This is a genomic window from Variovorax sp. OV329 (assembly GCF_900114785.1).
In the GTDB taxonomy this organism is placed as follows: domain Bacteria; phylum Pseudomonadota; class Gammaproteobacteria; order Burkholderiales; family Burkholderiaceae_C; genus Variovorax.
The window spans coordinates 363,752-376,299 of sequence record NZ_FOUG01000005.1 but is presented as its reverse complement, the minus strand read 5'-3'; the positions used below and the strand labels follow the sequence as shown (position 1 = coordinate 376,299).

11 protein-coding genes are annotated in these 12,548 nt (G+C 67.6%); 6 read left to right on the top strand and 5 right to left on the bottom strand.

Translation table 11 applies throughout. The features are described 5' to 3' along the window. Window positions 1-13: 13 nt before the first annotated feature. Window positions 14-1,276 (bottom strand): glycine betaine/L-proline ABC transporter ATP-binding protein ProV, encoded by a 1,263-nt coding sequence (proV, locus tag BM345_RS11305; RefSeq protein WP_093379299.1) that lies wholly within the window; start codon window positions 1,274-1,276, stop codon window positions 14-16. Between the two features lie 561 nt (window positions 1,277-1,837). On the opposite strand from proV, the gene fumC reads away from it, so the two are divergent. After that, window positions 1,838-3,235, top strand: a complete 1,398-nt coding sequence (fumC, locus tag BM345_RS11300) for a class II fumarate hydratase (RefSeq protein ID WP_093379296.1) — start codon at window positions 1,838-1,840, stop codon at window positions 3,233-3,235. A 59-nt stretch (window positions 3,236-3,294) separates the two neighbouring features. On the opposite strand, the gene BM345_RS11295 is transcribed toward fumC, so the two are convergent. Beyond that, a complete protein-coding gene (locus BM345_RS11295) occupies window positions 3,295-3,915 on the bottom strand; it encodes a TIGR00645 family protein (RefSeq protein ID WP_093379294.1) in 621 nt (206 codons plus the stop codon). A gap of 186 nt (window positions 3,916-4,101) precedes the next feature. Here BM345_RS11295 and acs point away from each other — a divergent pair, with 186 nt between their 5' ends. Then, window positions 4,102-6,108, top strand: a complete 2,007-nt coding sequence (acs, locus tag BM345_RS11290; protein WP_093379291.1) for an acetate--CoA ligase — start codon at window positions 4,102-4,104, stop codon at window positions 6,106-6,108. Between the two features lie 91 nt (window positions 6,109-6,199). Continuing rightward, window positions 6,200-6,700: a Signal transduction histidine kinase gene (locus BM345_RS11285; protein WP_093379288.1), complete on the top strand. Its 501-nt coding sequence runs from the start codon at window positions 6,200-6,202 to the stop codon at window positions 6,698-6,700. Window positions 6,701-6,721: 21 nt separating this feature from the next. On the opposite strand, the gene BM345_RS11280 is transcribed toward BM345_RS11285, so the two are convergent. Then, window positions 6,722-7,027: a c-type cytochrome gene (locus BM345_RS11280; RefSeq protein WP_093379285.1), complete on the bottom strand. Its 306-nt coding sequence runs from the start codon at window positions 7,025-7,027 to the stop codon at window positions 6,722-6,724. Between the two features lie 109 nt (window positions 7,028-7,136). On the opposite strand from BM345_RS11280, the gene BM345_RS11275 reads away from it, so the two are divergent. Then, window positions 7,137-7,388 carry a TIGR04438 family Trp-rich protein gene (locus BM345_RS11275; protein WP_093379283.1) on the top strand — a complete coding sequence of 84 codons (252 nt, stop codon included), beginning with the start codon at window positions 7,137-7,139 and terminating at the stop codon, window positions 7,386-7,388. A gap of 9 nt (window positions 7,389-7,397) precedes the next feature. Here the strand turns inward: BM345_RS11275 and BM345_RS11270 are convergent, their stop codons facing one another. Continuing rightward, a complete protein-coding gene (locus BM345_RS11270; protein WP_093379280.1) occupies window positions 7,398-8,399 on the bottom strand; it encodes a LysR family transcriptional regulator in 1,002 nt (333 codons plus the stop codon). A gap of 93 nt (window positions 8,400-8,492) precedes the next feature. Here BM345_RS11270 and BM345_RS11265 point away from each other — a divergent pair, with 93 nt between their 5' ends. Together BM345_RS11265 and BM345_RS11260 are read left to right on the top strand one after the other, a co-directional pair. After that, the gene (locus BM345_RS11265) at window positions 8,493-9,707 is read left to right on the top strand and encodes a M20 aminoacylase family protein (protein ID WP_093379277.1); all 1,215 of its coding nucleotides are present in this window, start codon (window positions 8,493-8,495) and stop codon (window positions 9,705-9,707) included. 35 nt (window positions 9,708-9,742) lie between these two features. Beyond that, entirely contained in the window at window positions 9,743-10,729 is a 987-nt protein-coding gene (locus BM345_RS11260; protein ID WP_093379275.1) for a Bug family tripartite tricarboxylate transporter substrate binding protein, read from the top strand. 27 nt (window positions 10,730-10,756) lie between these two features. On the opposite strand, the gene ilvD is transcribed toward BM345_RS11260, so the two are convergent. After that, window positions 10,757-12,451: a dihydroxy-acid dehydratase gene (ilvD, locus tag BM345_RS11255; protein WP_093379272.1), complete on the bottom strand. Its 1,695-nt coding sequence runs from the start codon at window positions 12,449-12,451 to the stop codon at window positions 10,757-10,759. Window positions 12,452-12,548: the final 97 nt, after the last annotated feature.

The following is a 12,548-nucleotide window of genomic DNA, read 5'->3' as shown; positions in this document are numbered from 1 at the left end:
CCAAGCCATGGGATCAGGCGAGAACATGGGGGGCCGGGGCCAGCGCGGCGGGCGCGGGCGGCAGCGCGGGGTCCAGGGGCGGCGTGTCGCGGTCCAGGAACTTCAGCAGCGTGGTCTTGCTGATCGCGCCGCAGAAGCGGCCGTCGGCCGCGACCACCGGCACCGCGCAGGGCGCTTGGCCCACCTGGCCGATGAGGCCGGCCACTGGCGCGTCGGCGTCGATGGTGCCGAGGTCGGCCAGGAAGGCGTGGCGCAGCCCCAGCGGGCCCGAATGGCCGTCCAGCGCCGCGCGCAGGGTGTCGGCCGACACGGTGCCCAGGTAGCGGCGGTCGGGGCTGGTGACGTAGGCGAAGTCGCGGTCCTGGTCCTCCAGCAGCTTCAGCGCCGCGCGGGCGCCGCGCTCGGGCTGCTCGCAGACCACGGTGAGCGGCCGGCGCGCGATGTCCGCGGCCTTGAACACGGCCGCCGCGTCCACGCCACGCACGAAGCTGCGCACCCAGTCGTTGGCCGGGCTGCGCAGGATCTCGTCGGGCGTGCCGACCTGGATGACCTGGCCGTCCTTCATGATCGCGATGCGGTCGCCGATGCGCATGGCTTCGTCCAGGTCGTGCGAGATGAAGACGATGGTGCGGCGCTGCTGCTGCTGCAGGCGCAGCAGCTCCGACTGCATCTCGGTGCGGATGATCGGGTCCAGCGCCGAGAAGGCCTCGTCCATCAGCAGGATCGACGGATCGGATGCCAGCGCGCGCGCCAGGCCCACGCGCTGCTGCATGCCGCCCGAGAGCTCGTCGGGGTAGCTGTCGCCCCAGCCGGCCAGGCCGACCTGCGCCAGTGCCTGGTCGGCCTGCGCCAGCCGCTCCTTCCGGCCGGTGCCCGACAACTCCAGGCCGAAGGCCGTGTTCTCGCGCACCGTCATGTGCGGCATCAGCGCGAAGGACTGGAACACCATGCTGATGTCCTTGCGGCGCAGCGCGCGCAGCCGGGCGTCCGAGTGCCCGTTGATGTCGGCGCCGTCGATCACGATGCGGCCGGCGCTCGGCTCGATCAGGCGGTTGAGCAGTCGCACCAGCGTCGACTTGCCCGAGCCCGAGAGGCCCATGATCACGAAGATCTCGCCGGCCTGGATCTCGAAGCTGGCGTCGAACACGCCGATGGACTGCCCCGTCTTCGCCAGGATCTCCTCCTTGGAGCAGCCTTGGCGCACGAGCGCCAGCGCCTCTTCGGGATCGTCCCCGAACACCTTGAAGACATGGTCGATGAGAATTGCTTTGGCCATTTGCCGGGCTCCTTGATGAGAAGTTGGGTCACAGCACCGCCCGCGAAGGCGGCAACGGCCACGCCATCAGCCCCGATGGGATTGCCGGTCAGGGACGCGTGGATGTGGCGCGCGCAATGGCTTGGCAAGCCCTGGAGGCTGCCGGCAGGCACCGAAGACGACGTGGCGACGAAACCAGTGCCCGCCGATGCTTTCTCGCAGTGCAACGGGGCCTGGTCGAGGGGCGCCGCCTGGAGAAGCGTGACGTGGCAGTGGGGCCGGAAAATCCGGCCGGTTTGCCGGGCAGGGCCCGGCGCGAAGAACCTGCACCGCGACGGGATTCGAAGATCCGCGAGTAATGCAGGCGGGACGGCAGCCTCACCCGGATGCTTTCATCCAAATGACGTGCGAGTCCTCAAAAGCCTTCGATTATAACTTTTGAGCATGAAGTGTGTCAATCCGCGAGACCCTTCGGATTGGAAAGTCCGCGTCAGATGAGAGCCATTCCTATCCGGACATACTGGCGACCTCGCCCGCCAGCCGGACGTCTCGATTTCTTCCCAAGACCGCGGAGCCTTTCTCATGACGACTTCAATCAAGACCCGCGCCGAGCGCGACACTTTCGGCCCGATCGACGTGCCGGCCGACAAGCTCTGGGGCGCGCAGACCCAGCGCTCGCTGCAGAACTTCGACATCTCCGGCGAGCGCCAGCCGAAGGAAATCATCAAGGCCCTGGCGCAGGTCAAGCGCGCCTCGGCGGTGGTCAACCACAAGCTGGGCCTGCAGGACGAGAAGAAGACCCAGGCCATCGTGGCCGCCGCCGACGAGGTGATCGCCGGCCAGCACGAGGATGAATTCCCGCTGGTGGTGTGGCAGACCGGCTCGGGCACGCAGACCAACATGAACGTCAACGAGGTGCTGGCCAACCGTGCCAGCGAACTCATGGGCGGCGAGCGCGGGGAAGGGCGCCTGGTGCACCCCAACGACGACGTGAACCGCAGTCAGTCGAGCAACGACGTGTTCCCCACCGCCATGCACGTGGCGGCGGTCGACTCGATCACGCACCGCCTGCTGCCGGCCGTTGCGAAGCTGCGCGCCACGCTGGAGCAGAAGGCCAGGGACTTCGACGGCATCGTGAAGATCGGCCGAACCCACCTGCAGGACGCCACGCCGCTCACGCTGGGCCAGGAGTTCTCGGGCTATGCCGCGCAGCTGGCGCACGGCGAGGCGCACGTGCGGGCCGCCCTGCCGCACCTGCGCGAACTGGCACTGGGCGGCACCGCGGTGGGCACCGGCCTGAATGCGCCCAAGGGCTACGCGGTGGCGGTGGCCGAGGAGATCTCGAAGGTGACGGGCCTGGAGTTCGTGACCGCGCCCAGCAAGTTCGAGGCGATGGCCAGCGTCGACGCGCTCGTGCACGCGCATGGCGCGCTGAAGACACTGGCCGCCAGCATGAACAAGATCGCCAACGACGTGCGCTGGCTGGCCAGCGGCCCGCGCAGCGGTATCGGCGAGCTGAGCATCCCGGAGAACGAGCCGGGCTCGTCCATCATGCCCGGCAAGGTGAACCCCACGCAGAGCGAGGCGGTGACAATGCTCGCGGCCCAGGTCTTCGGCAACGACGTGGCCATCAACATCGGCGGCGCATCGGGCAACTTCGAGCTCAACGTGTTCCGCCCGATGGTGGCGCACAACTTCCTGCAGAGCGTGCGCCTGCTGGCCGACGGCATGGTGAGCTTCAACGACCACTGCGCCGTGGGCATCGAGCCCAATCGCGAGCGCATCGCCGAGCTGGTGCAGCGCTCGCTCATGCTCGTGACGGCGCTCAACACGCACATCGGCTACGACAAGTCGGCCTACATCGCGAAGAAGGCCCACAAGGAAGGCACCAGCCTGCGCGAGGCGGCGATCGCCTCGGGGCACCTGACCGCCGAGCAGTTCGATGCCTGGGTGGTGCCGGAGAACATGATCGGCCGCTGACCAGCCACAGTCCACCCAAAAGAAGGACGGGGCGCCCTAGGCGCCCCGTTATCTTCTGTTCAATGCTTGTTGTTGCCCGAGCCGCTCATCATGATCTTGTCGGTGTAGGCAATGGCCATGGCCGACAGCAGGAAGGTGATGTGGATCGCGGTCTGCGCGATCAGTGCCTTCTCCGAATAGTTGTCGGCGTTGATGAAGGTCTTGAGCAGGTGGATGGAGCTGATGCCGATGATCGACATCGCCAGCTTCACCTTCAGCACCGAGGCGTTCACGTGGCTCAGCCACTCGGGCTGGTCGGGGTGGCCGCGCAGGTCCATGCGGCTGACGAAGGTCTCGTAGCCGCCCACGATCACCATGATCAGCAGGTTGGAGATCATCACCACGTCGATGAGTGCCAGCACGACCAGCATGATCACCGTCTCGTTCAGCGAGGTGATCTCCACATCGGTCTTGTAGCCGATGCTGCTGACGAGCATCTGCAGCGCCGTCTGGCTGCCGAAGGCGGCCTCGACCAGGTGCAGCAGCTCGACCAGGAAGTGCATCACGTACACGCCCTGTGCCACGATGAGCCCCAGGTACAGGGGCAGTTGCAGCCAGCGGCTGGCGAAGATGATCTTGGGCAGGGGGCGCATCGGCGACGAGCGGCTCACTGGGGTGTCGGTGGGGTCGGGGCGTGCCATGGGATTGGAAACTGGGAGACGGCAGCGCCCCGGGGTCGGGGCGCAACAGCCCGGGATTCTAAGGTGGCGCTGGCGCCGCTTCCCGATGACCCTTTGGCTGCGGCTACCATGCAGCGTCAGTGGCCCGTAAGACCCGGCCGCCATATTCCGGTCGCAATCCCACACAAAGAACTGGAGGCAAGCGCAATGAGCACTGCATCGAATTCCGCGAGCAAGATCGAATCCGTGCTGGTCGAGAACCGCGTGTTCCCGCCCGACCAACGCGCCACCAAGGGCGCCCGCATCTCGGGCATGGCCGCCTACGAGGCCCTGTGCAAGGAAGCCGAAACCGATCTGGAAGGCTTCTGGGCCGGCCGCGCCCGCGACGGCCTGCAGTGGACCAAGCCCTTCACCCGCGTGCTGGACGAATCCAACGCGCCTTTCTACCGCTGGTTCGACGACGGCGAGCTCAATGCCTCCGCCAACTGCCTGGACCGGCACATGGGCACGCCGGTCGAGAACAAGACGGCGATCATCTTCGAGGCCGACGACGGCAGCGTCACGAAGATCAGCTACCGCGACCTGCTCACGCGCGTGTGCCAGTTCGCCAACGCGCTCAAGCAGCAGGGCATCGGCAAGGGCGACCGCGTGATCGTCTACATGCCCATGACCATCGAGGGCGTGATCGCCATGCAGGCCTGCGCGCGCATCGGCGCCACGCACAGCGTGGTGTTCGGCGGCTTCTCGGCCAAGGCGCTGCAAGAGCGCATCATCGACGCCGGCGCGGTGGCGGTGATCACCGCCAACTACCAGTTGCGCGGCGGCAAGGAACTGCCGCTCAAGGCCATCGTCGACGACGGCATCGCGCTGGGCGGCACCGAGAGCGTGAAGACCGTGCTGGTCTACGAGCGCACGCTCAGCGAGTGGAAGCGCGTCGAGGGCCGCGACAAATCCTTCTCCGAAGTGCTGGAAGGGCAGAACACGCACTGCGAGCCGACGCCCGTGGGTGCCGAGCATCCGCTGTTCATCCTCTACACCTCCGGCTCCACTGGCAAGCCCAAGGGCGTGCAGCACGCCACCGGCGGCTACCTGCTGTGGGCGAAGATGACGATGGAGTGGACCTTCGATGTCCGCCCCGAGGACGTCTTCTGGTGCACCGCCGACATCGGCTGGATCACCGGCCACACCTACGTCGCCTACGGCCCGCTCGCCGCCGGCGCCACGCAGGTGGTGTTCGAAGGCATTCCCACCTTCCCGCACGCCGGCCGTTTCTGGCAGATGATCGAGAAGCACAAGGTCTCGATCTTCTACACGGCGCCCACGGCCATCCGCTCGCTCATCAAGGCGGCCGACAGCGACGAGAAGGTGCACCCGAAGAACTGGAACCTGGACAGCCTGCGCATCCTGGGTTCGGTGGGCGAGCCAATCAACCCCGAAGCCTGGATGTGGTACCACCGGAACGTGGGCCACGAGGAGTGCCCCATCGTCGACACCTTCTGGCAGACCGAGACCGGCGGCCACGTGATCACGCCGCTGCCCGGCGCCACGCCGCTGGTGCCCGGCTCGTGCACGCTGCCGCTGCCCGGCATCATGGCCGCGGTGGTGGATGAAACCGGCAAGGACATGCCCAACGGCAGTGGCGGCATGCTGGTCATCAAGCGGCCCTGGCCCTCGATGATCCGCACCATCTGGAACGACCCGGAGCGCTTCAAGAAGAGCTACTTCCCCGAGGAGATGGGCGGCACCATCTACCTGGCCGGCGACGGCGCGGTGCGCGACGCCAAGACGGCCAACTTCCGCATCACCGGGCGCATCGACGACGTGCTCAACGTGTCGGGCCACCGGCTGGGCACGATGGAGATCGAGTCGGCCCTGGTCGCCAAGACCGACATGGTGGCCGAGGCGGCGGTGGTGGGGCGCCCCGACGACGTGACCGGCGAGGCGGTGTGCGCCTTCGTCGTGCTCAAGCGCTCACGCCCCACCGGCGACGAGGCCAAGCAGATCGCCGCGCAGCTGCGCGACTGGGTGGCCAAGGAGATCGGCCCCATCGCCAAGCCCAAGGACATCCGCTTCGGCGACAACCTGCCCAAGACGCGCAGCGGCAAGATCATGCGTCGACTGCTGCGCAGCATCGCCAAGGGCGAGGCGATCACGCAGGACACCTCCACGCTGGAGAACCCGGCCATCCTGGAGCAGCTGGCGCAGTCCAACTGAGCGGCCGCGCAGCGGGCCCGTGTCCGACACGGGCCCGTGCCGAAGTGCGTTACAAACGGCACTCCAGAAACTAGAAATCAGGAGGTGACGAATGAGCCTGCGCACTGGATTCATGCTCGTCGTCGTGCTGCTCATCGCTGCGCTGGCTGCGTTGAACTGGGGGCTGCTCGTGCAGCCCACCGTCATGTCCCTGGGCTTCATGCAGGTGACGGCACCGCTCGGGCTGGTGATGCTGGGCCTGACGGCCCTGCTGGCCGTGGCCAGCCTGGCCTACGTGTTCTACCTGCAGGGCAGCGTCATGCTGGAAACCCGCCGGCACAGCAAGGAAATGCAGGTCCAGCGCGACCTCGCCGACAAGGCCGAGGCCTCGCGCTTCACCGAACTGCGCACCTACCTCGATGCCCAGGAGCAGGCCCGCTCCGCCCGCAACGCAGAGCTGCTGTCGCGGCTGTCCGCGCGCATCGAGCAGCTGGAGGCCAGCGTCAAGGCGCGTGTGGACCAGTCCGACAACAGCGTGGCCGCGCACATCGGCCAGCTGGAAGACCGCATCGAGCGCCGCGGCGCGCCGGCGGACATCAACCCTCAGCTTTGAACAAGAGGGGCGCTCGCGCCCTTACTTGATCGTCAGCACCCAGGCGGCCAGCTTCTTGGCTTCCGCCTCGCTGACCTGGGTGTTGGCCGGCATGGGGATCGGGCCCCACACGCCGGAGCCGCCCTTGAGGATCTTGCCGGCGAGCATGTCGGCCGCTGCCTTGTCGTCCTTGTACTTGGCGGCCACGTCCTTGAAGGAGGGGCCGATCACCTTCTTGTCGACCGCATGGCAAGCCATGCAGTTCTTCGAGGTGGCCAGTTGCAGATCGGCCATGGCGGGAGCAGCCAGGCCGGCGGAAAGTGACAAAAACAACAGTGCGTTCTTCATGGGGGTTCTCTCGGCTCGGGGCTGCGCTACAGTTGGCAACAACCGTTTTCGCGCATTTTAGGCAGGGCCGCGCGGTGGCGTCGATACACAAATCCCGGAGGGTAGAGCGATGTGGTTCCTGGGCCTGGGCATTCTGGCCATTGCGCTGAAGTTGCTGGAGATCGGTCCGGTGGCCAACTGGTCCTGGCTCGTCGTGCTGGCGCCTTTCGGGCTGGCCATGGCCTGGTGGGCCTGGGCCGACTGGTCGGGCTACACGAAGCGCAAGGCGGTGCAGCGCGAGGACGAGCGCAAGCAGGACCGCATCGAGCGCCAGCGCAGCCAGCTGGGCATGCTCAACGCCCGGTCGCGCAAGCGGCGTTGATTCGGGACTTCAGTTGATGGGCGGCGCGCTGCCGCCATCCTCGCGCCAGACGGCGGCATCCAGGATGTCGACCGAATGCAGCACGCGCCGCATCTCCAGTTGCCCCGAGGAAAGCCAGGCGCGCACCTGATCGAGGAACAGCGAGACGAAGCAGCGTGCCGCCGGCGTTGGCGTTTCACCCGAGCGCCGGACCACGCCCACGGTGTTGTTCTGGAAGCGCTCCTTGAGCTGCAGCGCCGAGATGCGCGCGCGCAGGGCCTCGGTCTCCACCAGCGGCCAGGGGCAGAAGCTCAGCATGTCGGTCTGCTGCACCAGCGTCATGATCACGGCCGCCGAATGCGCCAGGTGCACCCGTTGGCGCGGCGGCTGTAGGCCGTGCTGGCAGAAAAGGATGTCCATCAGCACATCTTCCTCGGCGGGGCCGTAGTTGAGGATCCAGTCGTCTTCCAGCAGCTCTGCCATCGAGCGGGCGCCGCTGCGCGGATGGCCGCGGCGGGCCACCACCGTCATCTCGTAGCTGAAGATGGGCGCGGCCTGCAGGCTCTGCATGGCCGCATCGTTCGCGATGCGGCCGATCATCAGGTCCAGGCTGCCGTCACGCAGCTTGGGGTAGGCCACGGCGGCGACGCCGTCGTAAAGCTCCAGGCGCACATGCGGCATCTGCCGGCGGAACACCGGCACCACCGAGGACAGCAGCGTCTGCGCGATCCAGGGCGTGACGCCCACCGACAGCCGCTGCGGCGCCTTGGCGTCGCGGTGGCGGGCCAGGCTGTCTTCGGCCTCGCGCAGCTGGGTCGCAACGCGCTGCGCATGCCCCAGCAGGTCCTGCCCCGCCGGCGTGAAGCCCACGCCTTGCCCATGCCGGGTGAGAAGGGCCACGCCCGCATGCGCCTCGAGCTCGCGCAGGGCCTGCGTCACGGTGGCCTGGCTCACGCCCAGTGCGCGTGCCGCGGCGCGAATGCTGCCTTCGGAAGCCACGGTGGCAAGGTAGCGCAGCTGCTGGAGTTTCATGTGCCGATTATTCGGCGAAAGACAGGCAATATTGAACGGTGACGGGCGCGGCCTGTCTGACCTGCGCCGATGGGTCTTCCTAGACTGCGGCGCATGACTTTTCGAATCCAGGACGCCGCCGGCGCGGAGCACGTGCTCCCCAGCGTGCGTGACATTGCTGCCGAGATGGTGTCGGTGCGGCACCAGATCCATGCCAACCCCGAGCTTGCCTTCGAGGAATTCGACACCAGCGCGCTGGTCGCCGAGCGCTTGAGAAGCTGGGGCTACGAGGTGCACCAGGGCCTCGCCGGCACCGGCGTGGTGGGCAGCCTGAAGCTCGGCCAGGGCACCCGGCGACTGGGCATCCGCGCCGACATGGACGCGCTGCCCATCCACGAGGCCACCGGCGTGCCCTACGCCAGCCGCGTGCCCGGCAAGATGCACGCCTGCGGCCACGACGGCCACACGGCCATCCTGCTGGCCGCCGCGCGCTGCATCGCGCAGGAGCGCAGCTTCGACGGCACGCTCAATCTCATCTTCCAGCCGGCCGAGGAGGGCCTGGGCGGCGGCCGGCGAATGGTGGAGGAGGGACTGTTCGACCGCTTCCCCTGCGACGCCGTCTTTGCGCTGCACAACATGCCGGGCTTCCCGGTGGGCAAGTTCGGCTTCAAGTCCGGCTCGTTCATGGCGTCGTCCGACTCGGTGACCGTCACAGTGAAGGGCAAGGGCGGCCACGGCTCGGCGCCGCACCAGTCCTGCGACCCGGTGGTGGCGGCGGCGCACATCGTCATCGCGCTGCAGACCATCGTCTCGCGCAACGTCGACCCGCGCGACATGGCGGTGGTCTCGGTCGGTGCCATCCGCGGCGGCGATGCGCCCAACGTGATTCCCGACAGCGTGCTGATGCGCCTGACGGTAAGGGCCTACCGCCCCGAGGTGCGCGCGATGCTGCGCGAGCGCATCACCGAGCTGGTGAAGGCGCAGGCCGTCACGCTGGGCGTGCAGGCGGAGGTGGACTACCACTGGCGCTACCCCGCGCTGGTCAACGACGAGGCTCCCACCCGCTTTGCCCGCGAGGTGGCGCTGGACTGGCTGGGCGAGGACGGCCTGCTTCCCGAGCTGGCGCCGCTGACAGGGAGCGAGGACTTCTCCTTCATGCTCGAGAAATGCCCGGGCAGCTACCTCATCGTCGGCAACGGCACCGGCGAGCACCACGCCACCGGCGGCTGCATGGTCCACAACCCTGGCTACGACTTCAACGACGCCATGCTGCCCATCGCGGCGAGCTACTGGGTGCAGCTGGTGCGGCGCTTCCTGCAGTCCGCCTGACGACTTCCTTTCTTTTACCTACGCCCTCCTGCTCCATGCCCACTCCTGTCGTCTCGCGCCGCGCTGCGCTGGCTTTGATCGCCTTGTCCGGCCCCCTGGCGAGCGTGCCTGCCTTGGCCCAGAAGGGCTATCCCGCCAAGCCGATCAAGATCCTGATCGGCTATGCGCCCGGCGGCTCGGTGGACATGGTGGGCCGCGTGGCGGCCGACATCCTCTCGGCAAAGCTCGGCGCGACGGTGGTGGTTGAGAACGCGCCAGGCGCGGCGGGCTCGCTGGCGGCGCAGCGGCTGGTCAACAGCCCGGCCGACGGCTACACGCTGCTGGCGGGCTCCAGCAACGAACTGATCGGCACGGGCCTGGTCAACCCGGCGCAGAAGTACGACGGGATCCGGGACATGACGCCCGTCGGCATGCTCGGCAGCTCTGCGGTCGTGCTCGTGGCCAGCCCCAAGGTGCCGGTGAAGAACATCGACGAGTTCATCGCGCTGGTCAAGCGCAATCCGGGCAAGTACAGCTACGGCAGCTCGGGCGTGGGCTCGACGCTGCACCTGGCGGCGGAACTGCTCAAGGAGCGCGCGGGCCTGTTCATGACCCACATCCCGTACCGCGGCACGGCTTCGCTCAGCAGCGACCTGGTGGGCGGCACGCTGGACTTCGCCGTCATGTCGCCCACCGGCGCAGCGCCCTTCATCGCGAGCGGTCGCATCACGCCGCTGGCCGTCACCTCGCAGAAGCGCTTTCCCACGCTGGGGCAGGTGCCGGCCTTGGCCGAAACGCCTCAGCTCAAGGGCTTCGACCTCTCCGGCTGGTACGCAATGATGGCGCCGCGCGGCCTGCCGCCCGAGATTGCGAAGCAGCTGGCCGATGCCCTGCGTACGGGCTTGGCCGAGCCCGCGTTCCGCAACCGGATGGAGGGCAGCGGCGTGCTGGCGCCCTCGGGCAATGAAGACCTGGCCAAGATGCTGCGCGACGACCAGCGCAAGTACGCCGACATCGTCAAGTTCGCCAACATCCGGGAGTGAGCGGGGTCACTCCCGGCACGGCTCGGCTCAGTAGTTGTCGAGCACCGCGCCCGAACTGGCGCTGGAAGCGTTGAAGGCGAACTTGGCCTGCACGCCACGGGTGTAGCGCGGCGCCGGCGGCGTCCAGCCTTCGCGGCGCTTGGCCAGCTCGGCTTCGGGCACGTTCAGTTCCAGCTTGAGTTGCAGCGCGTCGATGGTGATCGAGTCGCCTTCGTTCACGAAGGCGATGTTGCCGCCGGCCGCCGCTTCGGGCGCCACGTGGCCCACCACCATGCCCCAGGTGCCGCCGGAGAAGCGGCCGTCGGTGATGAGGCCCACGCTTTCGCCCAGGCCGGCACCGATCAGTGCGCCCGTGGGCGCCAGCATCTCGGGCATGCCCGGGCCGCCCTTGGGGCCGAGGTAGCGCAGCACCATCACGTCGCCGGCCTTGATCCTGCCGTCCAGGATGGCCTTCAGGGCCGACTGCTCGTCGTCGAACACGCGCGCCGGGCCGGTGATGACGGGGTTCTTCAGGCCGGTGATCTTGGCCACGGCGCCTTCGGGCGAGAGGTTGCCTTTGAGGATCGCCAGGTGGCCTTGCGCGTACATGGGCTTGTCGATGGGACGGATCACGTCCTGGTCGGCGCGCGGCGCATCCGGCACGTCGGCCAGCGTCTCGGCGATGGTCTTGCCGGTGATGGTGAGGCAGTCGCCATGCAGCAGGCCCGCGTTCAGCAGGATCTTCATCACCTGCGGAATGCCACCCGCCACGTGCAGGTCGACGGCCAGGTACTTGCCGCTGGGCTTGAGGTCGCAGATCACCGGCACCTTCTTGCGCATGCGCTCGAAGTCGTCGATGGTCCATTCCACGCCGGCCGCGTGCGCGATGGCCAGGAAGTGCAGCACCGCGTTGGTCGAGCCGCCGGTGGCCATGATCACCGCCACCGCGTTCTCGATCGCCTTCCGGGTGACGATGTCGCGCGGCTTGATGTCCTTCTTGATCGCCTCGATCAGCACCTTGGCCGATTCCTTGGCCGAGTTCTGCTTCTCGTCGTGCGGGTTGGCCATGGTCGAGGAATAGGGCAGGGACATGCCCAGGGCCTCGAAGGCGCTGGACATGGTGTTGGCGGTGTACATGCCGCCACACGAGCCGGTGCCGGGGATGGCGTGCTGCTCGATGTCCTTGAGTTCCTGGTCGCTGATCTTGCCGGCGGCGTTCTCGCCCACGGCCTCGAACACGCTCACGATGTTCAGGTCCTGGCCCTTCCACTTGCCCGGCAGGATGGTGCCGCCGTAGACGTAGATGGCCGGCACGTTGGCGCGCAGCATGCCCATCATGCCGCCCGGCATGTTCTTGTCGCAGCCGCCGACCACCACCACGCCGTCCATCCACTGGCCGCCCACGCAGGTCTCGATGCAGTCGGAGATGACCTCGCGGCTGACCAGCGAGTACTTCATGCCCTCGGTGCCCATGGCCATGCCGTCGGAGATGGTGGGCGTGCCGAACACCTGGGCGTTGCCGCCCGATTCCTCGATGCCCTCGATGGCCGCGTCGGCCAGCTTCTGCAGGCCCGAGTTGCAGGGGGTGATGGTGCTGTGGCCGTTGGCCACGCCCACCATGGGCTTCTTGAAGTCGCCCTCCTGGTAGCCCATGGCATAGAACATGGAGCGGTTGGCGGCGCGCGCCTTGCCTTCGGTGATGTTGGCGCTGCGGCGGTTGATCTGGATCGGTTTGGTTTCCATCGTGGTCTCTCTATGTCTGGGCTGTCTGGGCGGGGCCCCAAGTATCGGCGCGTTCATTGATTGCTTCCAATCCATTTTCAAGGCGCCACTGATATGC

Coding starts and splice junctions, on each gene's coding strand:
- BM345_RS11280 (WP_093379285.1), bottom strand. CDS start 7,027: ATGAAGAACGCACTGTTGTTTTTGTCACTTTCCGCCGGCCTGGCTGCT.
- proV (WP_093379299.1), bottom strand. CDS start 1,276: ATGGCCAAAGCAATTCTCATCGACCATGTCTTCAAGGTGTTCGGGGAC.
- fumC (WP_093379296.1), top strand. CDS start 1,838: ATGACGACTTCAATCAAGACCCGCGCCGAGCGCGACACTTTCGGCCCG.
- BM345_RS11265 (WP_093379277.1), top strand. CDS start 8,493: ATGACTTTTCGAATCCAGGACGCCGCCGGCGCGGAGCACGTGCTCCCC.
- BM345_RS11275 (WP_093379283.1), top strand. CDS start 7,137: ATGTGGTTCCTGGGCCTGGGCATTCTGGCCATTGCGCTGAAGTTGCTG.
- BM345_RS11295 (WP_093379294.1), bottom strand. CDS start 3,915: ATGGCACGCCCCGACCCCACCGACACCCCAGTGAGCCGCTCGTCGCCG.
- BM345_RS11285 (WP_093379288.1), top strand. CDS start 6,200: ATGAGCCTGCGCACTGGATTCATGCTCGTCGTCGTGCTGCTCATCGCT.
- acs (WP_093379291.1), top strand. CDS start 4,102: ATGAGCACTGCATCGAATTCCGCGAGCAAGATCGAATCCGTGCTGGTC.
- ilvD (WP_093379272.1), bottom strand. CDS start 12,451: ATGGAAACCAAACCGATCCAGATCAACCGCCGCAGCGCCAACATCACC.
- BM345_RS11260 (WP_093379275.1), top strand. CDS start 9,743: ATGCCCACTCCTGTCGTCTCGCGCCGCGCTGCGCTGGCTTTGATCGCC.
- BM345_RS11270 (WP_093379280.1), bottom strand. CDS start 8,399: ATGAAACTCCAGCAGCTGCGCTACCTTGCCACCGTGGCTTCCGAAGGC.